Source organism: Sorangium sp. So ce1335, from assembly GCF_051521615.1.
GTDB lineage: Bacteria > Myxococcota_A > Polyangia > Polyangiales > Polyangiaceae > Sorangium.
The window spans coordinates 5,776,447-5,802,283 of record NZ_CP150363.1; the positions used below are offsets into that span (position 1 = coordinate 5,776,447).

16 protein-coding genes are annotated in these 25,837 nt (G+C 70.8%); 6 read left to right on the forward strand and 10 right to left on the reverse strand.

Annotation, left to right across the window (positions count from 1 at the left end; genetic code table 11):
* The first annotated feature begins 155 nt into the window (after positions 1–155).
* From WMF24_RS21375 to WMF24_RS21390, 4 genes are all read left to right on the forward strand, one after another.
* Complete coding sequence (locus WMF24_RS21375) at positions 156–1,490, forward strand: sensor histidine kinase (RefSeq protein ID WP_437738275.1); 1,335 nt, start codon at positions 156–158, stop codon at positions 1,488–1,490.
* Positions 1,487–2,668, forward strand: coding sequence for an ATP-binding protein (locus WMF24_RS21380; RefSeq protein ID WP_437738276.1), 1,182 nt, complete (start codon positions 1,487–1,489; stop codon positions 2,666–2,668). Before WMF24_RS21375 ends, WMF24_RS21380 begins: the two co-directional genes overlap by 4 nt.
* 71 nt (positions 2,669–2,739) lie before the next feature.
* A complete protein-coding gene (locus WMF24_RS21385; protein ID WP_437738277.1) occupies positions 2,740–4,281 on the forward strand; it encodes a M1 family metallopeptidase in 1,542 nt (513 codons plus the stop codon).
* Between the two features lie 25 nt (positions 4,282–4,306).
* On the forward strand, positions 4,307–5,392 hold the full coding sequence (locus WMF24_RS21390; RefSeq protein WP_437738278.1) for an NAD(P)H-dependent flavin oxidoreductase: 1,086 nt from the start codon (positions 4,307–4,309) through the stop codon (positions 5,390–5,392).
* Positions 5,393–5,490: 98 nt separating this feature from the next.
* Here the strand turns inward: WMF24_RS21390 and WMF24_RS21395 are convergent, their stop codons facing one another.
* The 10 genes from WMF24_RS21395 to WMF24_RS21440 form a co-directional block, all read right to left on the reverse strand.
* A complete protein-coding gene (locus tag WMF24_RS21395; RefSeq protein ID WP_437738279.1) occupies positions 5,491–8,184 on the reverse strand; it encodes a glycoside hydrolase family 15 protein in 2,694 nt (897 codons plus the stop codon).
* Between the two features lie 439 nt (positions 8,185–8,623).
* A complete protein-coding gene (locus WMF24_RS21400) occupies positions 8,624–9,442 on the reverse strand; it encodes a hypothetical protein (RefSeq protein ID WP_437738280.1) in 819 nt (272 codons plus the stop codon).
* Positions 9,443–9,992: 550 nt separating this feature from the next.
* Positions 9,993–11,162 carry an ABC transporter permease gene (locus WMF24_RS21405; protein WP_437738281.1) on the reverse strand — a complete coding sequence of 390 codons (1,170 nt, stop codon included), beginning with the start codon at positions 11,160–11,162 and terminating at the stop codon, positions 9,993–9,995.
* A 43-nt stretch (positions 11,163–11,205) separates the two neighbouring features.
* Entirely contained in the window at positions 11,206–12,729 is a 1,524-nt protein-coding gene (locus tag WMF24_RS21410) for a sugar ABC transporter ATP-binding protein (RefSeq protein WP_437738282.1), read from the reverse strand.
* Positions 12,730–12,784: 55 nt separating this feature from the next.
* Positions 12,785–13,822 (reverse strand): sugar-binding protein, encoded by a 1,038-nt coding sequence (locus WMF24_RS21415; RefSeq protein WP_437738283.1) that lies wholly within the window; start codon positions 13,820–13,822, stop codon positions 12,785–12,787.
* 177 nt (positions 13,823–13,999) lie between these two features.
* Positions 14,000–19,090 (reverse strand): AAA family ATPase, encoded by a 5,091-nt coding sequence (locus WMF24_RS21420; RefSeq protein ID WP_437738284.1) that lies wholly within the window; start codon positions 19,088–19,090, stop codon positions 14,000–14,002.
* 186 nt (positions 19,091–19,276) lie between these two features.
* Positions 19,277–20,158 carry an ABC transporter ATP-binding protein gene (locus WMF24_RS21425; protein ID WP_437738285.1) on the reverse strand — a complete coding sequence of 294 codons (882 nt, stop codon included), beginning with the start codon at positions 20,156–20,158 and terminating at the stop codon, positions 19,277–19,279.
* Positions 20,155–20,985 (reverse strand): ABC transporter ATP-binding protein, encoded by an 831-nt coding sequence (locus WMF24_RS21430; protein WP_437738286.1) that lies wholly within the window; start codon positions 20,983–20,985, stop codon positions 20,155–20,157. Before WMF24_RS21430 ends, WMF24_RS21425 begins: the two co-directional genes overlap by 4 nt.
* Before the next feature lie 5 nt (positions 20,986–20,990).
* Positions 20,991–21,788, reverse strand: coding sequence for a nitrate ABC transporter permease (gene ntrB, locus WMF24_RS21435; RefSeq protein ID WP_437291885.1), 798 nt, complete (start codon positions 21,786–21,788; stop codon positions 20,991–20,993).
* Positions 21,789–21,855: 67 nt separating this feature from the next.
* The gene (locus WMF24_RS21440) at positions 21,856–23,175 is read right to left on the reverse strand and encodes a CmpA/NrtA family ABC transporter substrate-binding protein (protein ID WP_437738287.1); all 1,320 of its coding nucleotides are present in this window, start codon (positions 23,173–23,175) and stop codon (positions 21,856–21,858) included.
* Positions 23,176–23,793: 618 nt separating this feature from the next.
* Here WMF24_RS21440 and WMF24_RS21445 point away from each other — a divergent pair.
* Together WMF24_RS21445 and WMF24_RS21450 are read left to right on the forward strand one after the other, a co-directional pair.
* The gene (locus WMF24_RS21445) at positions 23,794–24,708 is read left to right on the forward strand and encodes a fibrinogen-like YCDxxxxGGGW domain-containing protein (RefSeq protein WP_437738288.1); all 915 of its coding nucleotides are present in this window, start codon (positions 23,794–23,796) and stop codon (positions 24,706–24,708) included.
* A gap of 193 nt (positions 24,709–24,901) precedes the next feature.
* Positions 24,902–25,783, forward strand: coding sequence for a fibrinogen-like YCDxxxxGGGW domain-containing protein (locus WMF24_RS21450; RefSeq protein ID WP_437738289.1), 882 nt, complete (start codon positions 24,902–24,904; stop codon positions 25,781–25,783).
* Positions 25,784–25,837: the final 54 nt, after the last annotated feature.

The window sequence follows — 25,837 nt, forward strand, 5'->3', positions numbered from 1 at the left end:
CGTGCTCCGGCGCTCGACATGGGAGGAACACGACTGGCATCGACGGGCGAGCGGCGGAGCGCGGCGCGATGCGCGTTTGGTGTAGCGAGCCCCGCGCCGGCCTGCCAAGAAGAACAGAGGGCCTCCACGCGATCGAGACCGAGGCCCGGACTCCCATGAACCCGCGCGAGCCGCGAAGAACAGGAGAAGACGACCGAAGGTCGCTCGATTCCCCTCCTCCGGCGGAGGAGCTGAGCGGCCGAGTCGCCGAGCTCGCCGGCGCCTTCCTCATGGACGCGACGGCGCTGGCGATCGGCGTGTTCGCGCCGGACGGCGCGCCGCGGCTCGAGAACCGCGGCATGCGCCGGCTGCTCGGCAGGGCGGGAGGCCCGGGCGGCCCGGCGCGCCTCGTCAGCCCGGGGTTCCCGCAGCTCGCCGCGGCCAGGCCGCGCGGCGATGCGCCCGTGTACCGCGGTATCCTGCACTTCGGGGATCTCCGCTCGGTCGCGCACAGCGTGCGGGGAGAGGTCTGGCGGCTCGGCGACGATCTGCTGATCCTCGCCGAGTTCGACGTCGTCGAGCTCGAGCGCGTGCTCGGCGAGGTGTCCGCGCTCAACTCGAAGATCACGAACCTCCAGCGGCGGCTCGTGTCCGAGCAAAAGGCGCTCGAGAGGTCGCTCGACGAGCTCCGCGCCACGCAAGCGTTGCTCGTCCACTCGGAGAAGATGAACGCGCTGGGCAAGCTCGCCGCGGGCATGGCCCACGAGATCAACAACCCGCTCGCCTTCGTCCGCAGCAACGTCCACACCCTGGGAGAGTCGTTCGCGCGGCTGCTCTCCGCGTACGAGGCGCTCGAGGGCGCGGCCGTCCGCGGGGGCTCCGGGGACATCGCGGGGCTCGCCGGGGCGCTGCGCGAGGAGACCGACCTCGAGTTCCTGCGCGAGGACACCGGCGATCTCGTGAAAGGGACCCTGGGCGGCCTGGCGCGCGTGCAGAAGATCGTCGAGGATCTGAGGACCTTCGCGCGGCTCGACCAGACGGAGGTGGAGCTCACCGATCTGCGGGAGAGCCTGGAGAGCACGCTCGCGATCGCCGGGCCCGCGCTGAAGAGCAGCGGCGTCCAGGTCGCGCTGGAGTGGGCCGAGCTGCCGAGGCTGCGCTGCAAGCCGGCGGAGCTCGGCCAGGTGTTCCTGAACCTGCTCATCAACGCGGCCCAGGCGGTCGAGTGCCGCGGCCAGGGGAACGGCCGCGTCGTGATCCGCGCGCGCGACGAAGGGAGCTGCGTCGCCCTCGAGTTCGAGGACAACGGCGCCGGGATGACCCCCGACGTCCTCGGCCGGATCTTCGATCCGTTCTTCACGACGAAGCCCGTCGGGCAGGGCACGGGGCTCGGGCTCACCATCTCGCACAAGATCGTCGTCGACCAGCACGGGGGCACGATCTCCGCCCGGTCAGCCCCCGGGGTGGGCAGCACGTTCACGATCACGCTGCCGAAGGGGCTCGACCCGTGACGCGGGCGGACGGCGCGCGGGGCACGCTGCTCATCGTCGACGACGAGCGCGAGACGCTGAAGGCGCTCCGCCGCGAGCTCCGGCGCGACTACGAGGTCCTCGTCGCGGAGAGCGCCGAGGAGGGCTACGCGGTCCTGCGCGAGCGCCCGGTCGACGTCGTGCTCAGCGATCAGCGGATGCCGGGCATGACCGGCACGGAGTTCTACGCGAGGGTCAAGGCCGAGTTCCCGGAGACCGTCCGTCTCCTCATGACCGCTTACGCGGACACGAACGCCGCGATCCAGGCCATCAACGAGGGCGGGGTGCACCGGTTCATCCCCAAGCCGTGGGATCCGCAGGGGCTCGCCGGGATCCTGAAGGACGCATTCTCCCAGCGCGAGCGCCTCGGCGAGCGAAAGCGGCTGCTCTCCCGGCTGGAGGCGCAGGTCGAGGCGCTCGATCAGGCGAACCGGGAGCTCGCCGAGCAGAGCCAGCGGAGCCACGAGCTCGTGGGCATCGCCGCGCACGACCTGCGCAATCCGATCGCGGCGATCCAGTGGTTCTCGACAATGCTGCTCGCCGGCGCTGGCGCCGGGAGCGAGGACATCCGCCGGCACCTCGCGAAGATCCAGTCGAACGCCGAGTTCACGCTGCAGCTGCTCGAGGATCTGCTCGACATCACGACGCTGGAGCACGGCAGCGTCGCGCTCCGGATGCAGGACGCGGATCTGCGGGGCCTCATCGCGGCGGCCGTCGCCCTGAACGAGCACAGCGCTCGCCGGAAGGGGATCGCCGTGGCCGTGGACGTGCCCGACGACATCCCTCGCGTCCGCTGCGACGTCGAGCGCATCGAGCAGGTCCTCAGCAACCTGCTGAGCAACGCGTTCAAGTTCTCCCATCCGGGCACGACGGTGACGGTGAGCGCGCGGCGCCTCGGCGCTGCGGTCGAGGTGACGGTCGAGGATCAGGGCCTCGGCATTCGCCCGGAGGAGATCAGCGGCCTGTTCTCCAAGTTCCGGAGGACGAGCACCCGGTCGACCGGCGGCGAGAAGAGCACGGGGCTCGGCCTGTCGATCTGCAAGAACCTCGTCGAGCGCCACGGCGGCGCGATCGGCGTGGAGAGCGCGCTCGGACGGGGGACGCGGGTGAGCTTCACCCTGCCGCTGCCCGGAGGCGACGCCGGCCCGCGGGGCGGCTGAATCGACGCAGCTTTCTTCGAGCGCGATCCTCCGTCGCCTACGCTGCGCGCTCCCATTCCAGGAGCAAACGCATGCGACGCACCCGAATCTGGCTCTCGATCGTGACCTCTGCCGCCCTCGCGACGGCAGCCTGCGGCGACGACGACACCGCGGGAAGCGGCGGAGGAGGCGGCGACGGCGGCGCCGGCGCGAGCAGCAGCGCGAGCTCCGCAGGCGGCGACGGCGGCCTTGGCGGCGACGGCGGGGCCGGTGGCTCGGGCGGCGACGGCGGGGCCGGTGGCTCGGGCGGCGACGGCGGGGCCGGTGGCTCGGGCGGCGACGGCGGCCTTGGCGGCGGCGGTGGCTCGGGCGGCGACGGCGGCGGCGGCGCGACGCCCCCGGCCGGCGAGGACTGGACGCGCGACATCCTCTCGATCGCCCTCGAGCTCGATCTCGCCAGCCTCACGGGTCGGGCGACCATCGTGCTCGCCGCGTCGGACAGCGCCGCCGCCTCCTTCCAGATCGGCGACCTCGACATCGCGTCCGTCACCGGTCCGTCGGGCGCCCTCGAGCACGCGGCGCGCTCCGGCCAGCTCGACGTCGGTGTCCCGTCGACCGGGAGCGACGCCACGATCATCATCGACTACGCCTTCAAGCCCCACGCAGACTTCGACGGGTGGATGCCCGGGTCGGGCGTCTCGTTCCTCTGGCCCTATTTCTGCGGCAACCTCTTCCCGTGCAAGCCCGATCCCGCGGACGGCGTGCGGTTCACGATGCGCGTGACCGGGGTGCCGGAAGGCATGACCGCGGTCTATCCCGAGAGCATCCCCACCGCAGCGCCCTCCTACATGCCGGCGATCGCGGTCGACGAGCTCACGCAGGTGGAGCTCGGCACCACGACGGCGGGCACCCGGGTGAGCGTGTGGCACCTGCCCGGCCAGGAGGCCGACGCGGCGAGCGGCACCGAGCACCTCGTCGAGGTGTTCGACTTCTTCGAGACCACGTACGGCCCCTACCCCTTCGGCGACAGCGTCGGGACCGTCTCGGCCGACTGGGGCGGCGGCGACTACGGCGGCATGGAGCACCACCCGTTCTGGCACGTCTCGAGCGGCTCTCTCTACAGCGAGGAGGTCAACGCGCACGAGGCCGCGCACGGCTGGTTCGGCAACGGCGTGCGCATCGCCTGCTGGGAGGACTTCGTCCTCTCCGAGGGCACGGTCACGTACCTCGCGGCCCACGCGCTCGAGGAGCTCGGCGTCGACGCCTGGTCCTCTCACGAGTGCACGCTCAAGCGCGACTGCGATCCGGCGGAGGCCCGGAACACCATCGCGCTGCCGGACACCTGCAACGAGATCGACATCCTGGAGCACCCGCTCTGGTCGTCCGTGCCCTACTCGAAGGGGGCGTTCTTCTTCCGCGAGGTCGCGGAGACGATCGGCGTCGACGTGCTCGACCGGGCCCTCGCCGCTTTCTACACGGCCAACGTCGGCAAGGCCGCGCGCACGCAGGATCTCCTCGACGCCATCAAGGCAGCCACGGACGCCGCCGGGGCCGCCGCCGTCGACGCGCTCGCCACCGCCTGGCTCCGCACCCTCGAGTGCCCTGTCGACATCGCGACCCTCTGCCCCGAGTGACCAGAAGAGAAGAGAGAGCTCGCCCATGTGGACCGATACACGCCTCACGCGACAGCTCGGCCTGCGTCTCCCCATCATCCAGGGCCCCTTCGGGGGCGGCCTGTCCACGGCCGCGCTGGCGGCCGCCGTCTCGAACGCCGGCGGGCTCGGGTCGTTCGGGGCCCACTTCTTGACCCCGCCGCAGATCGGCGAGCTCGCCGCCGAGCTCCGGCGGCTCACGCCGCACCCGTTCGCGCTCAACCTGTGGGTCCCGCAGCCCGGCGAGCCGTCCAGCATCGCGCCCGCGGAGCTCGAGCGGCACGTGGCGCGCCTGCGCCCCATCCTGCGGCAGCTCGGCCTGCCCGACCCCGAGGTGCCCGCCGCGTTCACCCCGCGCTTCGAGGAGCAGGTCGAGGCCGCGCTCGACGCGCGGCCGCAGGTCCTCAGCTTCGTCATGGGGGTCCCGCCCGCCGCGGTCGTCGACGCGGCCAAGGCGCGGGGGATCGCCCTCGTCGGCACCGCCACCACGGTCGACGAGGCGATGGCGCTCGACGACGCCGGCATCGACGTCATCGTGGCCTCGGGCAGCGACGCGGGCGGGCACCGGGGCGCGTTCCTGCGGCCGGTGCGCGAGTCGCTCGTCGGCACGCTGTCGCTCGTGCCGCAGGTCGTCGACGCGGTGCGGGCGCCCGTCGTCGCCGCGGGCGGCATCGCCGACGGCCGCGGCGTGGCGGCGGCGCTCGCGCTCGGCGCCGACGGGGTGCAGATCGGGACGGCCTTCCTCGCCTGCGACGAGTCGGGCGCGAGCGCCGGCCACCGCCGCGCGCTCGCGTCGCCGCGCGCGCGCACGACCGTGCTCACGCGGGTGTTCTCGGGCCGCACGGCGCGCGGCCTCGTCAACGAGTTCGTCGAGGCCATGACGCCGCACGAGGCCGACGTGCCCGACTATCCGGTCCAGAACTGGCTCACCCAGCCCATCCGCCGGGCCGCGGCGGCGGCGGAGCGCGACGACCACCTGTCCCTGTGGGCAGGCCAGAGCGCCGCCCTCGCCAGGCCGCGGCCGGCCGCCGAGCTGGTGGCGGCGCTCGTCGAGCAGACCGAGCAGGTGATCCTCGGGCTCATGAAGCGCTGAGCGGCGCGCCCGGCGGCCACGGCCAGCCCCCGGGAGAGCGCGCCGCTCACCCCTTCACCTCACCCCTCCACCGCTCCCCTCGCCCGCGCCGCGCTGTCTTACCAGGTCACCGTGTCGTTCCGCGCGAGCGTCCCGCTCGCAGGGGTGTTCATCGTGCGGTTGCCGCCGCCCGGCAGGTTCTCCCAGGTCACGCTGCCGTCGGCGTTCTTGCGATAGACCTTGTACTGCACGGCGCTGCTGACCGGCAGGTTGACGCGGTTCTTCCACACGGGGTACGTGGTCGTATCGACCGCGAGCGGAATGCCGAGATCGGTGTTCCAGTTGCCCAGCGCCGGGGTGTTGCCGGTGACGTACACGTGCTGGCCCGTCACGGTCTGCGCTGTCACGTCGAACGTGACGGCCACCTCGCCGGCCGCGGGCGGCACGACGCAGGCGTTGTAGCGGCCGCAGACGACGGACGGGATGTCGACGACCTTGCCCGCCCGGATCGACGCCAGCAGGCTGATGTACTCGCCCATCGCCCAGTTCAGCGGGCTCATCGACCGGGTCGGCGTGCCGGCCGTCGCGCCCATCGGCAGGTCGACGTCCCAGCCGGTGACGTCCGTCTCCTCGCTCCACACCTGCTCGGGGATGAAGCCCTGCGGCGTCGAGAACGCCTTCACCGTGTTCAGGAAGGAGACGCCGTTGCTGCCCATGCCCGTCTTGGCGATCTCGAACATGCCGCGCTCGGCGGTGAAGATGGGCCACAGCCGACCACGGCCGGTGAGGCCGTCGTAGGCGCCGCCGTCGTTCTTCTCGCCATAACCGTCGTAGTTGTAGCGGAACCAGGCATAACCCTTGTTGGGAACCTTCCGCATGAGGACCTCGTCGTACTTCGGCAAGGTCGCGACGATCGACGGGTCGTTCGCCCTCTTCACGCCCATCCGCACGAGCTCGAGGAACCCGCCGTCGATGATGTACCGCTGATCGTGCGTGCCGCCGCCGTTGCCGTGCGTGATCATGATGGCTGCGTCGGGGCCTGACACGGGGTTATAGATCTGGGGTCCGGTGCCGGTGTTGCCCCGCTCCGCCGTGTTCATGCGGATGTAGTACCTGCCGTCTTCACCGTGGAAGCCGGTCGTCGTGAACGTCCACCGGTCGACGCTCTGCTGCCAGTAGTCCGCGGCGGCCAGGTAGCGGGCAGCGCTGGCGGTGTCGCCGTTCGCGCGGGCGATCGTCGCGGCGCAGACGAGGCCCGCGATCTCCGCGGCGATCGTCGACGGCGAGTACCCGGAGTTCTCCTCCCAGCGCTCCTGCTGCGTCCACGGGCCCGTCTTGACGATGTAATCGGCGGTCTTCTTGATCCTGGGCCACAGCGGGTTGTACACCGACGCGCCGAGCCGCCACGCGAGGATGATCGGCATCGCCTGCTCGTCCATCTGCGTTCCCTGCCAGTACTGCCAGCCGCTGACCCAGGCGTTCTGCGGGAAGCGGCCGACGCGGCTGTAGCCCTGCGGGCAGCCCTCCGCGTTGTACTCGCTACCGCCGCAGTCGCTCGTCTGCTGCAGCGTGTTGAACAGGTAATTGACCACGGACGTGGCGGTCGCCGTGTCGCCGGCCGTCACGAGCGCTCCGGCGAACTTGAACAGGTCGCGCGGCCAGACGAGGTGGTAGCCGCCATTGTTGCTGTCGCCGCTGCTCTCGCCCCACGGCGTGCCCATGCCGGCGATCATCGCGCCGTTCGACTTGTCCTGGATCGTCTTGAGCGCCATCGCCGCGAGGTAATACTGGTCGTCGGCCGTGCCGCCCTGGTTGTTCAGCCCGTTCGTGTAGGTCTTCCACCCGCTGTCGTAGGTGCCTTGCAGGGTGGCGAGGTTGCTGCCGAGCGTCGCGTTGGCGGTGGAGGTCGCCTCGGCCTGGGTGGCGCCGAAGGCGAGGACAACGTCGAACGAGACGCTCGTGACGGCGCTCGCGCCGAGATCGATCCAGCCCATCTGCGCCACGTTGCCGCCGCTCGCGAGGTCGTTGCGCCAGCTCATCGTCCTGTCGCTGTTGCCGCCGAGCAGGTCGGTCCAGCCGTCCGTCTGGCCGACGAAGCCGCTCGACACCATCGGCAGCCCGCCAGCGCCCGCCTTCCACGCCCGCGAGATCGCCAGCGCCGAGAAGCGGCTGTTCTCCGAGGCGACGAGCATCGTGCGCGTCCCCGCCGTGACGGTCCTCGACGTGTCGCCGGCGCCGGAGTTGTCCATCGCCGGGTTGTGGAGCAGGTAGAGGTTGAACTGGGTGACGTTCCTGCCGTTCAGCGCGTCGAACTTGACCCGCTGGATCAGCGCGTTGCGCCCCGGATCGGTGAAGATGGTCTTCGTGATCCGCCAGCTGTGCTGGCCGCTCGTGGTCGTCGCCTGCCACCGCATCGAGCGCTTGTCCGGCTGGGTGACCGTGTAGTCCTGGAGCTTCTCCTCGTCGACGAACGTCTTGGCCGTATCCCCCACGAGGAACTGCAGATCGACGGTGTTGACCGTGTCGAGCACCGGGTAGAAGACCTCGGACACGATGCCGCGGTGGCCGGTGAAATAGACCCTCGACGTCGAGGTCGTCGAGGTGCCAAGGAAGGACTTGTCGGCCGGCCCCCACACCGAGGGTACCCCCGAGCCCGCGGCGAGGATCTTCATGTCCATCGCCGGAGCCGAGCCGCCGCGCCCGAACGGGACCGCGGACTCCCCGGACGCGGGATCCCCCGCGTCGGCGGCGCAACCCGCGAGCCCCAGCGCGAGATGCAAAATTACAGTTCCACAGCAAACCCGCTTCAACATCAGCAACCCCTTTCCACCCGGCAGCGCCCTGGAGCACCCCTGCGCGGCCACCGTAAGTGCTGGACTCCGTTGTGCTTTCGCAGGGCGCAAGCGCGCCCTGGCCCGGGCCACGCGACCGGCCCGCGCTGCTCCGCCGTGAACCCCGCAGTCCTCAGCGTAGCACGCAGGTGTCGGTTTCCTGTCCAGCGCACCAGGCCGTGGCGCCCGGGCGATCGCGGGAGACCGGCATCGCGCTCTGCGCCAGGGAGCCGGTGGTTCCGGTGGGTTCGGGGGAGAGCGAGCGGACGCTCGCTCCAGAGCATGGTGCGCCGCGACGACGTCGGCGGCGGCGCTGCTCGGGCGTGGTGGGAGGTGGCCGCCGCCGCGCGCGGAGGCGCGCGGCGGCGGCCAGTTGCTCGGGTACTCGGGTACTCGGCGACTCGGCGACTCGGCGACTCGGTTACTTCCGGACGGAGATCGGCGCGGGCGCCCGCCGGTCCGCGGCGTACGGCCTCACGTTGAGCCCCGTCCAGCGCATCAGCGCGCCGATGGTGCCCCCGAACACGAGGTGCCCCAGCAGGCTGAAGGCCAGCGTCTTCGGCGTGAGCTCGAACAGCATCTCCTCGCCGCGCGGGGCGACGAGCAAGGTGACGATCATGCAAAGCCAGATGAAGACGCCATAGACCAGCGCGGAATGGACGACGTTGCGTCGCCGCGAGAGGAGCGGATAGACCATGACGAACGTGATGCCCATCCCGCCGCCGTTGCCGAGCCAGCGCCAGGCATACCCGAGCGCCGCGTGCTCCTGCTCCCGATCGAGCAGGAACGCGCCGATCCTGGGGACGAAGTCGCTCCACGCGCCGGTCAGCATCCAGGGCGCGCGCTCGGCGTCGTAGAGGAGCACCCCCGCGAGCGAGATCAGGTAGCCCTTGGCCGCGATCCGTCCGTAACGAGGGAACCGGACGCCGAGCGCGATGGCGGCGATGAACGACGGGAGCACCACCGCGGGTGTCGAGACGTGCAGCGGGGCGATCTCGAAGATGGCGAGCGAGAGGCAAACGATCGGCGTGAAGCCGATCGCGCCGAACGCGAGCGGGATCCAGATGTCCCGGCGCTGCTGGACGAGCGAGAGGAGGGCCGAGAGGAGCGCGGCGAGCTCGTCCCGCTCCGAGACCGGCGCGCCGGCGAAGGCGGGCGCCATGCGGCGCGAGGAGATCGGCGCGTCGGCGAGCGTTCGAGAGCGGGTCGAGACGGGCCCGGATGGAAGTGACGTGAACATCCATACCTCCAGTTGGGGATGTGGCTTGTTGAGCCGGTGGTTTCGATCGCAGCGACCCTGCTTCGCGGTGGCGCGATGGCAGGCAGGAAAGGCGCTGTCGCCGGGCCGCCGCGAACAGCGGCGCTCTCCGGCGAGGCGGCTCCCCCGGAGAGCGCTCCTGGCAGGTTGCGTGCCGGCAATGTGGGGCGCGCGCCGCCAGCGCCCTTCAATCACCGAGGACGATCGCGAGGCGCTATCGCCGGAATCGGCATCACGGCCGGCCGGTGGTCGGCTGGGAGGATCACGGCCGCCGCGCGCGGATCAACGGCGGTGTCAGCGATCGCTGTATGATCGCCGCGTCGCGGTCGAGCCGCCGAGTGCGGCACGCGATGGGCGGTATCATGGAGAGCGGACGGGCTGCGTGCGATGGATCACGTCCGGGAGCAGCCCTTGCGCGCGGGCCGAACGGCAGCATCGCGACGCGCGGCGCACGAGGATCGCGCCTCGTCGCGCCGTCGCCGCGTGGCACGTGCCATGTGCCAGATGCGGTGCGCCGCGCGCGGGGATCCGATCACGAGCGGGCGAGCTTTCGCCGCGCCGCCGCGTACCGCCTCACCAGCTCATCGGCGATGACGCCGCTCAGGATCACGGCGCCGATGACGGCGAACTCGATCTGGGTGGGGACACCCAGCATGTTGATGGCGTTGCGAAGGACCTGCATCAGCGCGGTGCCGAGGACGACGCCCATCACCGCCCCCTCGCCGCCGCGCAGGCTGAAGCCGCCGAGGACGGCGGCCGCGATCGCGTAGAGCTCGTAGAAATTGCCGAAATCGACCGGCTGGGCCGAGTTGACCTCGAGCGCGAACAGCATGCCGCCGAAGCAGGAGAGCAGCGAGCAGAGGACATAGGCCAGGATCGTCATCCGGTCGGTGTCGACCCCGCTGTAGCGGGCCGCCTGCTCGTTGCGGCCGAGCGCCATGAGATAGCGGCCGTAAATCGTGCGGTTCAGGAAGACGGACGCCGCGATCGCGATGGCGAGGAACAGCAGGAACGGCATCGGGATATCGATCCACGTGATCGGATCGAGGCGCGTCTTCACGCCGGTGAACGGGTGCACCGCATAGGGGCTGAACCGCCCCTCGGAGATCCACGAGAGGAACGGCACAGGGACGGAGAACGGGCTGCCCACCGCCAGATAACGCAGCGACTCGAACCCGACGCCGAACCCCTGCGTCTGGTCGCCCGCGATCCCGCGCGCGGTGCCCCGGTACAGGAGGAGCCCGCAGAGCGTGACGACGAACGGCTGGAGCCGGAGCTTCGTGATCAGCAGGCCGTGCGCGAGCCCGATGCAGAGCGCGATGCCGAGCAGCAGGGGCACGGCGGCGGAGGGCGGCCAGTGATGGACCGCGAGGAGCCACGGCAGCATGCAGCCGGCGAGCGCCACGACGGAGCCGATCGACAGGTCGATGCCGCCGGTGATGATCACGAAGCCGGCGCCGATGCCGAGGATGCCGAACAGCGCAGTCCGGCGGATCAGGTTCTCGAGGTTCTCCGCCAGCAGGAACCTGCCGTTGAGGAGCGCGGTGCCGAGCGACACGGCCAGGAGGAGCCAGAAGACGCCGAGCACCTTCCGCCGCGTCGTCGGCGCGAGCGGCGCGGTCGGCGCGAGCGGCACTGGCGGCGCGAGCGGCGCTGGCGAATCGGCGTCCGGCGCCCGGGGGTCACGTGTCGTCGTCGTCACTGGCATGCTCCTCTGGCCTCGCCACCGTCTCGAACGCTCCGGCTCAGGCCGCGACGCCGCTGCCTGTCGCGAGCTGCATGATCGCCTCCTCGCTCAGCGCGGCGCGGCCGAGCTCCCCGGCGATGCGCCCCTCGTGCATCACCAGCGCGCGGTCGGACATGCCGATCACCTCCTCCATGTCGCTCGACACGAACAGGGTCGCCATGCCGCTCGCGGCCAGCCGCTCCATGAGCTGGTAGATCTCGTGCTTCGCCCCGACGTCGATCCCGCGCGTCGGCTCGTCCAGCAGGAGCACGCGGGGCGACATCGACAGCCACTTTCCGATGACCACCTTCTGCTGGTTGCCGCCGGAGAGGTGCTGAACGGGCTGCACGTCGCTCGGCGTCCTCACGCCGAGCTCGCGGACGATCTGCGCCGACATCCGGCGCTCGCCCGCACGGTCGAGCACCCCGCGGCGCTGCGTCCGCTGGAGGCTCGGCAGGCTCACGTTCGCCCGCACGGCCATCTCCAGGATGATGCCCTGTTGCTGGCGGTCCTCGGGGACGAGGCCGATCCCGGCCGCGATCGCGTCGCGCGGGGTGCGCGGGGTGACCTCGCGCCCGGCCACGCGGACGGAGCCCGCGGCCGCCGGCGCGACGCCGAAGAGCGCCTTCAGCAGCGACGTGCGCCCCGCGCCGAGCAGGCCCGCCACGCCGACGATCTCCCCGGCGCGCACCGTGAAGCTCAGCGCGCGCTCCGGGTGCCGCGCCGTCCGGAGGCCGGAGACCTCGAGCAAGGGCTCGCCCGGCGGGTGCGGGACGTGCGGATAGAACTGCGAGAGATCGCGCCCCACCATGAGCCGCACCATGCTGTCGTGGGTCACCTCGTCGCGCCCGAGCTCGCCGGCGTTCTCGCCGTCGCGCAGCACGAGCACGCGGTCGCACAGCGCCCTCACCTCGCCGAGGCGATGGGAGATGTACACGACGCTGATGCCGCCCGCGCGGAGCTCGCGCACCACCTGGAAGAGGGCCTCGGCCTCGCGCGGCGACAGGCACGACGTGGGCTCATCCATGATGAGCACCCGGGCGCTGGCCGAGAGCGCCTTGGCGATCTCCACGAGGTGGCGCTGCCCGAGGGAGAGGCCGCCGACGAGCGCGCGCGGCGACCCGGCGAGGCCGACCCGCGCCATGAGCGCCCGCGCGTCGCGCTCCATCCTCCCCTCGTCGATGAAGCCGCCCCGCCGCGGCTCGCGGCCGAGGAAGATGTTGGCCGCGATATCGAGGTTGTCCGCCAGGTTGAGCTCCTGGTGGATGAGCGCGATGCCGCGGGAGAGCGCCTCTCGCACGGAGCCGAGCGCGACGGGCCGCCCGTCGAGGACGATCTCGCCGGCGTCGGGGGCCTCGACGCCGGCGAGGATCTTCATGAGGGTGCTCTTGCCGGCGCCGTTCTCGCCGACGATGCCGAGCACCTCGCCGCGGCCGAGCGCGAGGTGAACGTCGCTGAGCGCGAGCACGCCGGGGAAGCGCTTCGTGAGCCCGCGCGCTTCGAGCAGCGGCGGGGCGCCTTGATGGGGCGGAGAGGACGTCATGCGCAGGAGGGGTGTCGTCGACCGTCTCGGCGCGCGGCGCGCGCAGCGCCGCAGGTCAGTCCGGCTTCGCGGCCTTCTGCTTCAGATCCGCCCAGAACTCGGGGAGGTTTGCCTTGCGGATCTGCCGGGCCGGCAGGGAGATGAACTTGTTCGGGGGCACCACCGAGTCGTCGCCCCGCACGAGCGCCGCGAGCACGCGCACCGACTCCTTGCCGTACATGTACGGGTTCTGCACCACCGTGCCGACCACCTCGCCGTCCTGGATCGCGCGGAGCGTCGCGTCCTGCTCGTCGAAGCCGACGACCTGGATCGAGCTCATCTTCTTCGCCTGCTTGACCGCCTCGAGCAACGCCGGCGTGTGGTAGGCGTTCAGGCCGATGAGCCCCACGAGGTCCGGGTGCGCCGACATCATGTCCTCGGCGTTGCTCTTGGCCTTCGCCGCGTCGATCTGATCGGTCAGCGTCGCGACGATCGTGTACTTCGCCCCCTTCAGGACCTCGTTCAGCGGGTCGTTGCCGCCGCTCGTGTCGGCGCGATCGAGGAGCTCGTCGAGCACGCCCTGCCGGCGCTTCCTGGCGTTGTCGCCCTCCAGGCGCCCGACCAGGATCGCCACCTTCCCGCCGCCCGGGATCGCCTCTTTCACGAGCTGCCCCGCCATCCGGCCAGCGACGTAGTTGTCGATGCCGATGTACACGATGCGATCGCTCTTCGGCGCGTCGGAGTCCTGCGTGATGAGCTTGGTCCTCGAGGCCGCCTTGTTGAGCAGCGGGACCTGGTTCTCCGCGTCGATCGGGCTGATCGCGATGCCGTCGACGCCGCGGATGAGCAGGTCCTCGACCCGCTGCATCTGGTCGTTGACGTCGCTCGGCATCACGACGCTCACCTCCGCGCCATACTCCTTCGCTCCGTCGATGACCCCCTTCTCGGCGATGGTCCAGAACGGCGCGACGCCGTTGGTGATGTAGGCGAGCTTCGGCTTCGCGCCGGACGCCGGCGCCGCGCTGCCGCCGCCGCCGCCGTTGCTCTCGCAGCCGAGGGCCGCGAGCCCCGCCATGCAGACCCCGACGACGAACCGACCGATGCTCTTCAACATCCCCTCACCCCTCCGGCCGCGAGGAGCCGCCCTGCCCCGGCCGTACCGCGCGCCTCGTATCAGCGCACGCCGCGCCGTCACGATGGATCGCGATGGAGCACAGTCCCCCGGCCAACTCGCGCGCTCATCATGCGCGATCCGCCGCGTATGTGTCCACACGATTCGACGCCGCGCGCGTCACGCGAGGACGGCGCCCGAGCGCCCGACCGCGTACGCGATCCCGCTCTGCAGCGTCCCGCGAATCACGATGCGCGTGAGGTCGACGTCGAGCTCGACGAGCGCGCGCGCGACCTCGCCGCGAATGCCGGTCAGCACGGCCTGGGCCCCGAGCAGCCGGAGCGCGTTGGCCGCGTCGATGAGCGCGTTCGCGACGCGGTTGTCGACCTGCCTGATCCCGGTCACGTCGATGATGACGACCCGGGCGCTGCTCCTCGTCGCGCCGTCGAGCAGCGTTTGCAGCACCTCCTGCGCCCGCTCCTCGTCCAGCGTGCCGATGAGCGGCATGACCATGACGTCCTTCGTGATCGGCACGAGCGGCGTCGAGAGCTCCGCGATCTTCTCGCGCTGGAACCGGATCACCGCCTCGTGCAGCTCGGCGCGGGACCGCTCCGCGCGCTCGCGCTCGCCGAGCTCGTGCAAGAGGCGCAGGTTCGTCTCCTTCAGCTCCTCGCTCTGGGCGGAGAGCCGCGCGTTGGCCTGCGAGAGCTCCTCGGTGCGCTGCTTGACCTCCTGCTCCAGCCGCTCGTTCGCCCGCCGGAGCTCGGCGCTCACGGACTCCAGATCGGCGTAGAGCAGCGCGTTCTCGACCGCCACCGCGGCCTGCGACGAGAGCAGCCGCAGGAGCTCGATGCGATCGGCGGTGAAGGCGTGCTCGGCGAGCTGGTTCTCGAGGTACAGCACGCCGCTCAGCCTGCCCTGGTGCAGCAGCGGCAAGCCGAGGATCGACCTCGGCCGGCGCGCGCTCACGTGGGGGTCGCCCGCGAGGCGCGGGTCGTCCTCCGCGCGCCCGATGACGACCGCCTCGCGCGAGCGCGCGACGTAGTGAACGACGGGGCGGGCGAGATCGAGGCGCTCCTCCATGGGCGTCGCGAGCCCGAGGCGCACCGTGTCGGGATCGACAGACACCATCGCCTCGACCGTGAGCCCCTCGCCGCGCGCGAGGATCAGGAACCCCCGGCTCGCCCCGGCGCTCTTGATCACGTTGCGAAGCACCTGCTCGAGCACCTTGTCCAGCACGATCTCGCTCGAGATGGCCTGCGCCGTCTTCAGGAACGCGGCGAGATCGCAGAGCTCCCCCGGGGCGAGCCCGGAGCCCGCGCCGGCCGTCGCGCCGCCCATCGCACCAGACGACGGCGAGAGGCCCCCGGGCAGGCCGAGGGCCGGCGAGGCGAGCGGCGCGAGCTCCTCGCGCAGCGCCTCGACCTTGGCGCTCGCCCCCCAGCGCTCGTACAGGTACATGGCCCTGCGCAGGAAGGTGCCCGCGAACTCGGTCCTGCCCTGGGCGAGCCAGAACCTGCCGTACAGCTCGTTCCCGAGCGCCTGGTTGTTGACGTAATCCGCCTGGCGCGCCGCCTCGATCCCCCACTCGTAGAGGTCCATCGCCTCGGCGATACGGCCCTCGACGCGGGCCTTCTCCGCGAGGAGGAGCACGTGCTTGTGAAGGACGTTGTCCGGCCCGGCGTCGGCCCAGCGCTTCATCCGCCCGAGGAGCCGCTCGATGTGCTCCTCGTGCTCCTTGCGCTCGGCGTCGCCGGCGGACTCCCAGGCGGCGAGCCGCATGAGCCCCGTGTAGAACGTCGCCTCCGGCACCTTGGCGTGCGTCGGCAGCGCGGCCTCGATGACAGCGAGCTTCGGCATGAGCTCGGCGAAGCGCGCGCGGTCGCCGAACAGATAGGCATTCCGGATCTTTGCGTGATAGAGCCACCCCATGTGGTAGGGCGAGCCGCCGTGCTTCTCCGTGTACGCCGCCTCGTCGAACGCGTCGTCGTCGAAGCTGAACCGGCTCCTCGTCAGCCCCTGGAGGCACTTGATGGGCTGGATCACGCCCGCGAGGAGGATGTCGATGATATCGTGGCTCCTGGCGCGCTTCAGGAAGGCGAGGTGCACGTCGGTCAGGCGCGCGAGCTCCGGGAGGGCCATCCCGTAGGTGAGCCTGTCCGAGCCGCTCTGGCTGATCATGTAGCCCATGGCCGTCCAGTCGCCGGCCTGGAGCCCGAGCTCGTAGACCCGATCGTAATACGGGTCTGCCCGCCGCAGGTGCTGCGTCCAGCTGTGCACGTCCGCGGAGAAGATGTGGTATGTCTTGGCCCGGAGGACGAGGTTGTCGAGCTGTTCGGCCAGCTCGATGGCCATCTTGCCGAACCTGTAGGCCGTCTCGTACTCGCCGAGGAGCGGGCCCACCACCATCCCGTAGGCGACGTAGCCGAAGGCGGACATGTCGCTGTTGCCGTGCTTCAGCGACAGCGTCACCATCTTCACGATGGCGAGGTTCGCGAGCGTCTGATCGCTGGAGTTGTACGCCCCGAAGAACAGGTTGACGAGCAGCTCCAGGGTCAGCGGGTGCTCGGGGTTCGTCGTCCTCGGGGCGTGCGCGAGCTCCTCGATGCTCCGCCCGCCGAGGAGGACGGGCACCGCCGCGAGCTCCTGCTCCAGCAGCGCGGCGACCTCGGCCCTTTCCTCGGGGATCGGGCACCCGAGGAGCCGGAGGCCGGCCTTCTGCACGAGGGTCGCCTCGTGGTTGCGCCACTGGAGGAGGTATTGATTCGCCTGGACGATGTGAATCGACACCTTGTCGATCGCCGTCCTGGCGCGCGCGAGCGCCGCTGCACAGAGCCGCTCCGCCTCGTCGAAGGCGCCGCACAGCGACTCGACCTCGGCGCGCTCCCTGTGCAGCGCGAGGGCGAGGTCGTAGCGCTCCTCGAAGCCGCCGCCCGGCAGGAACCCCATGCCCGCGCGGAGATAGCCCGCGGCGGCCTCGTAGGCGGTGGCCGCCTTGGCCCGCCTGCCGGCGGCGAGGTTCAGCTCGGCGGCCGTGGCGCGCTCCTCCGGGGAGGTCACGAGGGGCGCCGCGATGTTGAAGTGATTGACGATATCGAAGAGCGCCTCGTCGCGCGCGGCGTCGTCGCTGCTCGCGAGCATGAGCCGCCCGATCCGGAGGTGGACCTCGCGCTTGCGGTCGTCGTCGATGAGCGAGTAGGCCGCCTGCTGGACGCGGTCGTGCAGGAAGCGGTAGCTGACGCGCCAGTCGACGCCGCCCCGCGCCTCGCCGTCGGTCGCGTGCGCGAGGCGGTAGTCGGCGTCCACGGGCGAGATCAGGCCCTCTTGCAGGATCTTCCACAGCGCGGCCACGGTCTCGTGCGGCGGCCGCTCGCTGATGACCGCCAGCGAGCGCAGGTCGAACTCGTGCCCGATGCACGCCGCCAGCTTGAGGACGCGCTGGAGATCGGGCTCGAGCTCCGCGAGCCGGCGCGCCATGAAGTCGACGACGTTGTCCGTGACCGTGCGCCGCCGGATGCGCTCGATGTCCCACGTCCACGCGCCCGCCTCGAAGCGGAGCAGCCCCTCGGCGTGGAGCGCGCCGAGGAACTGCCGCACGAAGAACGGGTTGCTCCGGGTCCTGTCGAACACGACGCGGGCGAGCGGCTCGACGTCCTCGCGCGCGGCGGAGAGCGTGTCCGAGAGGAGCTCGATCACGTCGGCGAGGGCGAGCGGCCGGAGCTCGAGCTCGCGCAGCGGCGCCCCCGCCTTCTGGAACTCGCCGACCGCGACGCGCAGCGGGTGCGCCTCGTAGACCTCGTTGTCGCGGTAGGCGCCGATGACGAGCAGGTGCGCGCGCTCCGGATCGGCGGCGACGACCTGGAGGAGCTTCAGCGAGGCCGGATCGGCCCACTGGAGATCGTCCAGGAAGAGCACGAGCGGGTGGTCGACCCGCGCGAAGACGTGGAGGAACGCCTTGAAGACCGCGTGGAAGCGCGCCTGCGACTCCGCCGGCCCGAGCGGCTGGACGGCGGGCTGCTGGCCGACGATCCACTGGAGCTCCGGGATGAGATCGACGAGCAGCTGGCCGCTCGTGCCCAGGGCGCCCTCGAGCGCCGCGCTCCACCGCGCGAGCTGCTCGGGCCGCTCGGTGAGGATGTGGCGGATGAGCTCGCGGAACGCGCGCGCGATGGAGGCATACGGGACGCCGCGGTTCAGCTGGTCGAACTTCCCCGCGGCGAAGTAGCCGCCCCGCTGGGCGATGGCCCTGTGGATCTCGTTCACGAGGGCCGACTTGCCCATGCCCGAGTACCCCGACACGAGGAGCAGCTCGCGCTCGCCCCCGGCGGCGCGCTCGAAGGCGGCGAGCAGCGCCCGCTCCTCCTCGGCGCGGCCGTAGAGCTTCTGCGGGATGCGCAGCGTGTCGGGGAGGTCGCGCTGGCCGAGCGGGAACGGCGCCACGGCGCCCGTCGTCGAGAGCTGGCGCAGGCACGTGTCGAGATCGGCCACGAGCCCGAAGGCGCTCTGGTAGCGATCCTCCGCGTTCTTGGCCATCAGCTTCATCACGATGCGGGAGACCGCCTCGGGGATCCCGGGCGCCCGCTCGGACGGGGGCACCGGCGTCCTCGCGATGTGGCCGTGGATGAGATCCATCGGCTCGCCCTCGGCGAAGGGCAGCGCCCCGGTGAGCATCTGGTAGAGCGTCACGCCGAGCGAGTAGAGGTCGGTGCGGCGGTCGATGACGCGGTTCATCCGGCCGGTCTGCTCGGGCGACATGTACGCGAGCGTCCCCTCGAGCGCCTCGGGGCTCACCGCCTGCTGCGTCTCCTGCGGCAGGAGCGCGGCGATGCTGAAGCCGACGAGGTGGACCTCGAGCGTGTCCGGATCGACGAGGAGGTTGTGCGGCTTGACGTCCTTGTGGATGACCTTGCGGCGGTGGACCTCGTCGAGGATCCGGGCGGCGGAGCGGGCGATCGTCAGCGCCGCCTTGAGCTCCAGCCGCCCCGCGCGGAGGATGTCGTGGAGCGTCGTGTCGCTCGGCCGCTCGACGACGAGGGCGAGGCCATTCCTGTGCTTCTCGATCCCGTAGGCCTTGACGACGCCCTCGACGTCGAGCTCGCGGAGGACGTTGTACTCGTGCCGCAGCGAGGCCAGCTCGCGCGAGCTCGGGAACTCGTTCTTCAGGACCTTGATGGCGACGGGCTTCCAGCCCTCGCCCCAGGTGCCCTTGAACACATCGACCGCCGCATCACTGTAAATCTTCTGGCCTACGGTACACGTTGCGGAGAGCATCTCACCTCGCCAGGGAGCTTGACCGCCCGGGGCAGCCGCAAACGGCGGCCCCGCAGATTCGCACCCTCGGCGGATCCTGTCTAGATCGCGCGCCCACAGCGCCATGGCGGTTTCAGGCGCTCTTTCGACCTCGCGCGCCGCGTCGCCCTGGCGGCCTCAGGCGCTCTCTCGACCTCGCGCGCCGCGTCAGGCCGACGTCCTGCTGCCCTTCCAGAGCGCGGTCCAGGAGCGCCCCGCCTTCACGGCGGGCTCCGGGGCGGCCTCGGGTGCGCTCTCCGCGGCCGGCGGGTCCTTGTGCGCCTGGCTCTCCAGGAACGAGATGAGCCGCTCGCGGAGGGGGTAGTACATCGGATCCTCGAGCACCGCCTGCCGTTCCCGCGGGTGCGGGAACGGCACGGCGAGGATCTCGCCGACCCGCGCCCCCGGGCCGTTCGTCATCATGGCAATGCGGTCCGACAGGAACAGGGCCTCGTCCACGTCGTGCGTGACCATCAGCGCCGTCTTCTGGTCCTCGGCCCACAGGTCCATGAGCACCTCCTGGAGCTCGAACCGCGTGAGCGAGTCGAGCATGCCGAAGGGCTCATCGAGGAGGAGCATCTTCGGCGACAGCGCGAAGGCGCGCGCCAGCCCGACCCGCTGCTGCATGCCCGAGGACAGCTCGCGCGGCTTCTTGTGCATCGACGGCCCGAGCCCCACGAGCTCGAGGTAGTGGGTCGCGATCTCGCTGCAGTCCTTTTTGCTCTTCTGCCGGTGGACCTGCTCGACGCCGAGCAGGACGTTCTCGAGCGCGGTCATCCAGTGCAGGAGGCACGGCGACTGGAACACGACCCCGCGATCCGGGCCGGGCCCCTGGATCTGCCGGCCCGCGAGGACGATGCCGCCGCTCGTTATCTCGCAAAGGCCCGCGACCATCGACAGCACGGTGGACTTGCCGCAGCCCGAGTGGCCGATGAGCGACAGGAACTCTCCCTTCTTGAGGTTCAGATCGAAGTTGCGGACGACGACCGCGGGCCCGTCCGGCGTGGGAAAGGTCTTCGTGACGTTCCAGATCTCGAGATACTTCTTCATGCGACCGCCTCCGCGCCCCGCGCCGCGCCGGGAGCGCCCGCGCCTGCCATGGCCCCGGCGCCGGGGCCGAGCAGGTAGCTGATGACCGCGCCGCGGATCTCCTTGAAGCGCGGATCGTGGTTGATGGCCTTTCGATCGCGCGGCCTGTCGAGATCGACGGCGATGCCCGGCCCCAGCGTGGCGCCCGGCCCCTTGCTGAGCGGGATGATCCTGTCGGCGAGGAGGATGCCCTCGTCCACGTCGTTCGTGATGAGCAGCACGGTCTTCCGGGTGGCCCGCCAGATCCGCGCTGTCTCGTCCTGGAGCGCCGCGCGCGTGAGCGCGTCGAGCGCGCCGAACGGCTCGTCCATCAGGAGGACCTCCGGATCCATGGCGAGCGCCCGCGCCACGGAGACGCGCTGGCGCATGCCCCCGGAGAGCTGCGCCGGCTTCTTGTCGCGGGCGGCGGTGAGCTTCACCATCGCGATGTACCGCTCCGTGTGCTCGCGCTTCCGCTCCGCGGGCCAGGACGAGAAGATCTGGTCCACGGCCAGGTAGATGTTCTCATGGACCGTGAGCCAGGGAAGGAGGGAGTAGTTCTGGAAGATGACGCCGCGGTCGGGCCCCGGCCCCTCCACCTCCTTGCCGTTCAGCTTCACCACCCCCGTGTCCGGCCGGAGGAGCCCGGCGACGAGCGACATGAGGGTCGTCTTCCCGGCCCCCGAATAGCCGACCACGGCGACGAACTCGCCCTGTTCGATCTCGAGGTTGACGTCGCGAAGCACCTCGGTGCGGGTGGCCCCGCCGCCGTAGCTCTTCCCCACGTTGCGCAGCTCGACGAGCGGCATCGGCGTCACCCTCCCGCCAGCTTGAGCCTGCGCTCGACGAGGCTCATGAGGGCGTCGAGGAGGAAGCCGACGACCCCGATGGTGATGATGCACAGGATGATGTGCTCGTAGATGAGGCTGTTGTACTCCTGCCAGAGGAAGCCGCCGACCCCCGGCGAGCCGGTCAGCATCTCCACGGCGACGATGACGAGCCACGCGATGCCGAGGCTGAGCCGGAAGCCGGTGAACATGTACGGCAGCGCGGCGGGGAGCTGCACCTTGAACAGCGTCTTCGTGCGCGAGAGACGGAGCACCCGCGCGACGTTCATGTAATCCTGGGGGATCGACCGCACCCCGAGCGCCGTGTTGAGGACCGTCGGCCACATCGAGCACATCGCGATGGTGAAGACGCCGGCCGGGTCCGGCTTCTGGAAGAGCACGAGCCCGAGCGGGAGCCAGGCGAGCGGCGAGACGGGGCGCAGGATCTGGATGATCGGATCGAAGCTCGACCGGAACAGCTTCGACGCGCCAAGGAAGAACCCGATGGGCGTCCCGAGCAGGATCGCCAGGGTGTAGCCCTTGGCGACCCGCTGGAGCGAGTACCAGGTGAAGCGGAGGATGCCCTGATCGAGCTCGCCGCGCTTCTCGAACGGCTCGAAGATGTACGGCCTGCTCACCTCCCACGTCTTGAGGGGAGAGGGCAGCGTCTGGGCCCACAGGCTGCTCGCGGCGGCCCACAGCCCGATCACGCACGCCACCCCGAAGAGGGGCAGGATCATGTGGTCAACTCGAATCCTGGGAGAGATCGCCTTCGCCTCGCTCATGCAGCACTCCTTCATCGCGTCGCTCGCCGGGCGCCGCCGGACAGCGCGGCGCCCGGCGGTGTGGGGGTCATCCCTTCAGGGCGTGGACCGGGAACGACGTCGCGTACCTCTCGGGGTCCTTCGGATCGAACGTCACGCCGTCGAAGAGCGTCTCGGGCTCGTCGCTCGGGCCGCCGTGCGGGGCGCCGAGCTCCTTCATGGCCTCCTCGTAGAGGTCGGGGCGCATGACCTGCTTGACGATCCCCTCGTAGTCCGGCTTCCCCTCCACCATGCCCCAGCGGCGGAACTGGCTGAGCCACCAGAGCGCGTATTTCGGCTGCGGATAGTTGCAGTTCCGGTCGCTGAAGATCATGTAGTCCCTGTCCTCTTTCTTCCGCCCGTCGCCGTAGTCGTAATGGCCCTGCATCCGGCCCAGGATGAGCTCCGGCGGGCAGTTGATGTAGGTCGGCCTCGACACGATGTCCGCCTGCTCGGGGCGGTTGTCGAGCTTGTCGAGCCAGACGCTCGCCTCGTGGAGGGCCTTGATCACGGCCTTCACCGTCTTCGGGTTCTTCTCGGCGAACTCCGCGGTGAACGCGCACACCTTCTCTGGGTGGTCCTTCCAGAGCTCCTGGGTCGTGATGGCGGTGTAGCCGATCTCGTCGGCGATCGCCCGGGCGCCCCACGGCTCGCCGACGCAGTACCCATCCATCTTGCCCACCTTCATGTTGGCGACCATCTGCGCGGGGGGGATGGTGACGAGCGCGACGTCCCTGTCCGGGTGGATGCCGCCCGCGCCGAGGTAATAGCGGGTCCACATCGCGTGCGTCCCGGGGGGGAACGTCATCGCGAAGGTCATGGGCGCCCCCTTCGCCCGCGCCTCCTCCACGAACGGCCTGAGCGCCCTGGGGTCGCCGGCGACCTTGCCCCGGAGGTCGCTCTTCATCGTGATCGCCTGGCCGTTGCGGTTGAGCAGCCACGGGATGACCATCGGCTTCTTCGGTGACCCGAGGAGGCCCATCGTCGAGGCGAGCGGCATGCCGAAGAGCATGTGCGTCGCCTGGAGATCGCCGTTCGACAGCGAGTCGCGGATCGCGGCCCAGCTCGCGCCCTTCACGATGGTGGAGTTGATCCCGTATCTCTTGAAGAACCCCTTCTCGTGCGCGATGACGATCGGCGAGCAATCGGTCAGCGCGATGATGCCGAAGCGCAGCTCGGACACCTCCGGCCTGTCGGCGCCCGCCGCGAGGGGCGCCGCGTTCGAGGCGGGCGGGCCGGGATCGTCGGACCGCGAACCGCAGGCCGGGAGGAGCGCGGCTCCCCCGAGCCCCAGCGCGCCGCCGAGGAATCGCCGCCGGCCGGGGGGCGAGGCGCTCGATGCGTCGTTCGAAGGTTGCCGTTTCTTCATTCAAAGGGTCCTTTGCCTGGAAATAGGGGCAATGCGGGGAATGGACGTGGCGACGCGGTCGCAATGGACCATGGCGCCCGTCGGTCGCGGCAGACCGGCGCTGTCGCGCGCCGCGACGCCGCCGGTCGAAACCGCCCTGTGGTTCGAAGAGGAGCCAGGTCAGCCCCGCGGCGAATCGGCGCACCGAGCGCGATGTCGCGGCAGGTGTTGGCCCGGGATGGTCTCAACCCTACATGGGCCCATGATCCGCCAAGGACCATGCATGGGCGCGTGTTTCATTCCAGTTTCTGCGTGATATTTTTTCATCATTCGCAATGAAGCGAGCGCTGATCGTCAATCGCCAGCGCGCGGCGCATCGCCGCTCCCTGGTCCTTGCCGCGGCGAGGTGCTCGGGCGCGGCGGGCGCTGCGCTCCGGACACAGGAAAGGCAAAGAGCGCCAGGACGCCGAGGACGTGAAGGACGCCGCCGCAGCGGGTCGCCGCGGGTCCCATGGCATCGGCTCCACCGGGCTCGTCGGGACGCTCGGCGTTACTTGCTCGGCCGCAGGTGAGGCGGTAGCGTCGACGCGACGCCGGTGGCCACGCAGGGCCGGAAACCGCGATGTGAGGGGGATCGGGATGAGGAGCGGGGCCGCGACGTGGGTGTTGGTGACGACGTGCTTGCTGGCCTGCGGCTGCACGACCGTGGCGGGCCTGGACAGGCGCTATCACCTGCATCCGGACGACGGGGCTGGGGGGGCAGGCGGGAGCCCCCCCGCGGACGCGCGCTGCGACGTCGAGGCGGGCGCGGGGTGCGTCTACGATCGGTGCAGCGCCGTGCCCGACGGCGCCCCGGGCGGCGTCTACACGATCGATCCCGACGGAACCGGCCCACAGGAGCCGCTCCAGGTCCACTGCGGTGAGCCGGCGGACGGCGGGCGATGGGCGCTCGTCTACAACAGCGTCGGCGGCCGCGTCGACGAGGAGCACGGGACGACGCGTGCGTTCTGGAACATCCCGTATCGCGCCCGGCTCAGCCCCAAGGGGAAGCCGTCGCTCGACGACAACCATTACCAGCCTGGCCTGTACAGCGCTGGCCGGGAATACCGCGACGAGATCGAGGACACCGACGGGAAGGTCGCCGAGGTCCTTTTCGCGACCGCCGCGGGCATCGACGCCGAGGACATGACGCTCTCCAGCCCGGAGCTCGTCACCCCGAAGCACGTCGACGAGGACGGAGAGGACATCGACAAGATCTTCGCCAACCAGTTCGGCGCCGGGTGGTCCTCGCCGGACTTCGACGGGGACGACATGAGCGACCGCAACTGCGCTGTCGCGTATGGGGACGTCACGCAGCACTACGGGAGCTGCTTCGTCTACAGCCTCGGCGCGGACGCGGACGAGCCGACCGCCGGCCAGTCGGTGGACGCGGCGATCGCCGACGACGACTGGGGACCGCACCTGGATACCGAGGTCGCGGAGCGTTTCGAGCTCTCGAACGACGGCACCCAGTACACGCGCGTGAAGCGGATCTCCCGCTGGACGCGCTGGTGAGCGCGCCCGGGGGTCGCCCTCGGTCCCGCGCTGCCGCCGCTCCACCGGGCTCGCCGCCGGACGGGCTCGCCGCCGGACGGCGGGTTCCTGTGTGTGGGTTGCCTGGCCGCAGGTGAGACGGTAGCGTCCGCGCGACATGGGACGTGGCCAGCACACGGCCGGACAAGGTGATGCGGTGCGGAGAGGGATCGGGATGAGGAGCGGGTCCGCAACGTGGGTGTTGGCGACGGCGTGCCTGCTGGCCTGCGGGTGCACGACGGTGGCCGGCCTGGACAGGCCCTATCACCTGCAACCGGACGCTGGAGCCGGTGGGGCCGGCGGGGCCGGCGGGGCTGGCGGGAGCCCCCCCGCGGACGCGCGCTGCGACGTCGAGGCGGGCGCCGGGTGCGTCTACGATCGGTGCGGCGCCGTACCCGACAGCGCCCCGGCCGGCGTCTACACGATCGATCCCGACGGGACCGGCCCAGCGGAGCCGCTCCAGGTCCACTGCGGTGAGCCGGCGGACGGCGGGCGGTGGGCGCTCGTCTACAACAGCGTCGGCGAGGAGGACGGGCCCACACTCGAGTTCTGGAAGATCCTGTATGCCGATCGGCTAAGCCCCAAGGGGGAGCCGTCGCTCGACAGCAACCATTACCAGCCTGGCCTGTACATGGCCGGCCGGGAATACCGCGACGAGATCGAGGACATCCGGGGGACCGTCGCCGAGGTGCTCCGCGCGACCGCGGAGGGCATCGCTCCAGAGACCATGCAGCTCCTCGCGCCGGTCCGCGTCGCGGGGGGCGAGGACAACCTCTTCAACTGGCAGTTCGGCACCGGGTGGTCCTCGCCGGACCTCGACGGGGACACAAAGGGCGACGGCAACTGCGCGACCGCCTACGCGGGCGTCACGCAGCACTACGGGCATTGCTTCGTCTACAACCTCGGCGCGGACGCCGACGAGAACGCCGACGATCCGATCCTCGACCACGGCTGGGGCCCGCACCTGGAGACCGAGGTCGCGACGTCGTACGGGCTCTCGAACGATGGCAGCGGCTACACGCGCGTGAACCGGATCGCCCGCTGGACCCGCTGGTGAGCGCGACCTTCGCGCTCAGGCCGGGGGCGCCGCGCGCCGGACCGGGGGCGCCAC

Bases quoted from the DNA above. Each gene is read 5' to 3' on its own strand.
- WMF24_RS21445 (WP_437738288.1), top strand. From the start codon at position 23,794: ATGAGGAGCGGGGCCGCGACGTGGGTGTTGGTGACGACGTGCTTGCTG.
- WMF24_RS21375 (WP_437738275.1), top strand. From the start codon at position 156: ATGAACCCGCGCGAGCCGCGAAGAACAGGAGAAGACGACCGAAGGTCG.
- WMF24_RS21410 (WP_437738282.1), bottom strand. From the start codon at position 12,729: ATGACGTCCTCTCCGCCCCATCAAGGCGCCCCGCCGCTGCTCGAAGCG.
- WMF24_RS21450 (WP_437738289.1), top strand. From the start codon at position 24,902: ATGAGGAGCGGGTCCGCAACGTGGGTGTTGGCGACGGCGTGCCTGCTG.
- WMF24_RS21420 (WP_437738284.1), bottom strand. From the start codon at position 19,090: ATGCTCTCCGCAACGTGTACCGTAGGCCAGAAGATTTACAGTGATGCG.
- WMF24_RS21425 (WP_437738285.1), bottom strand. From the start codon at position 20,158: ATGAAGAAGTATCTCGAGATCTGGAACGTCACGAAGACCTTTCCCACG.
- WMF24_RS21400 (WP_437738280.1), bottom strand. From the start codon at position 9,442: ATGTTCACGTCACTTCCATCCGGGCCCGTCTCGACCCGCTCTCGAACG.
- WMF24_RS21395 (WP_437738279.1), bottom strand. From the start codon at position 8,184: ATGTTGAAGCGGGTTTGCTGTGGAACTGTAATTTTGCATCTCGCGCTG.
- WMF24_RS21430 (WP_437738286.1), bottom strand. From the start codon at position 20,985: ATGCCGCTCGTCGAGCTGCGCAACGTGGGGAAGAGCTACGGCGGCGGG.
- WMF24_RS21415 (WP_437738283.1), bottom strand. From the start codon at position 13,822: ATGTTGAAGAGCATCGGTCGGTTCGTCGTCGGGGTCTGCATGGCGGGG.
- WMF24_RS21385 (WP_437738277.1), top strand. From the start codon at position 2,740: ATGCGACGCACCCGAATCTGGCTCTCGATCGTGACCTCTGCCGCCCTC.
- WMF24_RS21440 (WP_437738287.1), bottom strand. From the start codon at position 23,175: ATGAAGAAACGGCAACCTTCGAACGACGCATCGAGCGCCTCGCCCCCC.
- WMF24_RS21390 (WP_437738278.1), top strand. From the start codon at position 4,307: ATGTGGACCGATACACGCCTCACGCGACAGCTCGGCCTGCGTCTCCCC.
- ntrB (WP_437291885.1), bottom strand. From the start codon at position 21,788: ATGAGCGAGGCGAAGGCGATCTCTCCCAGGATTCGAGTTGACCACATG.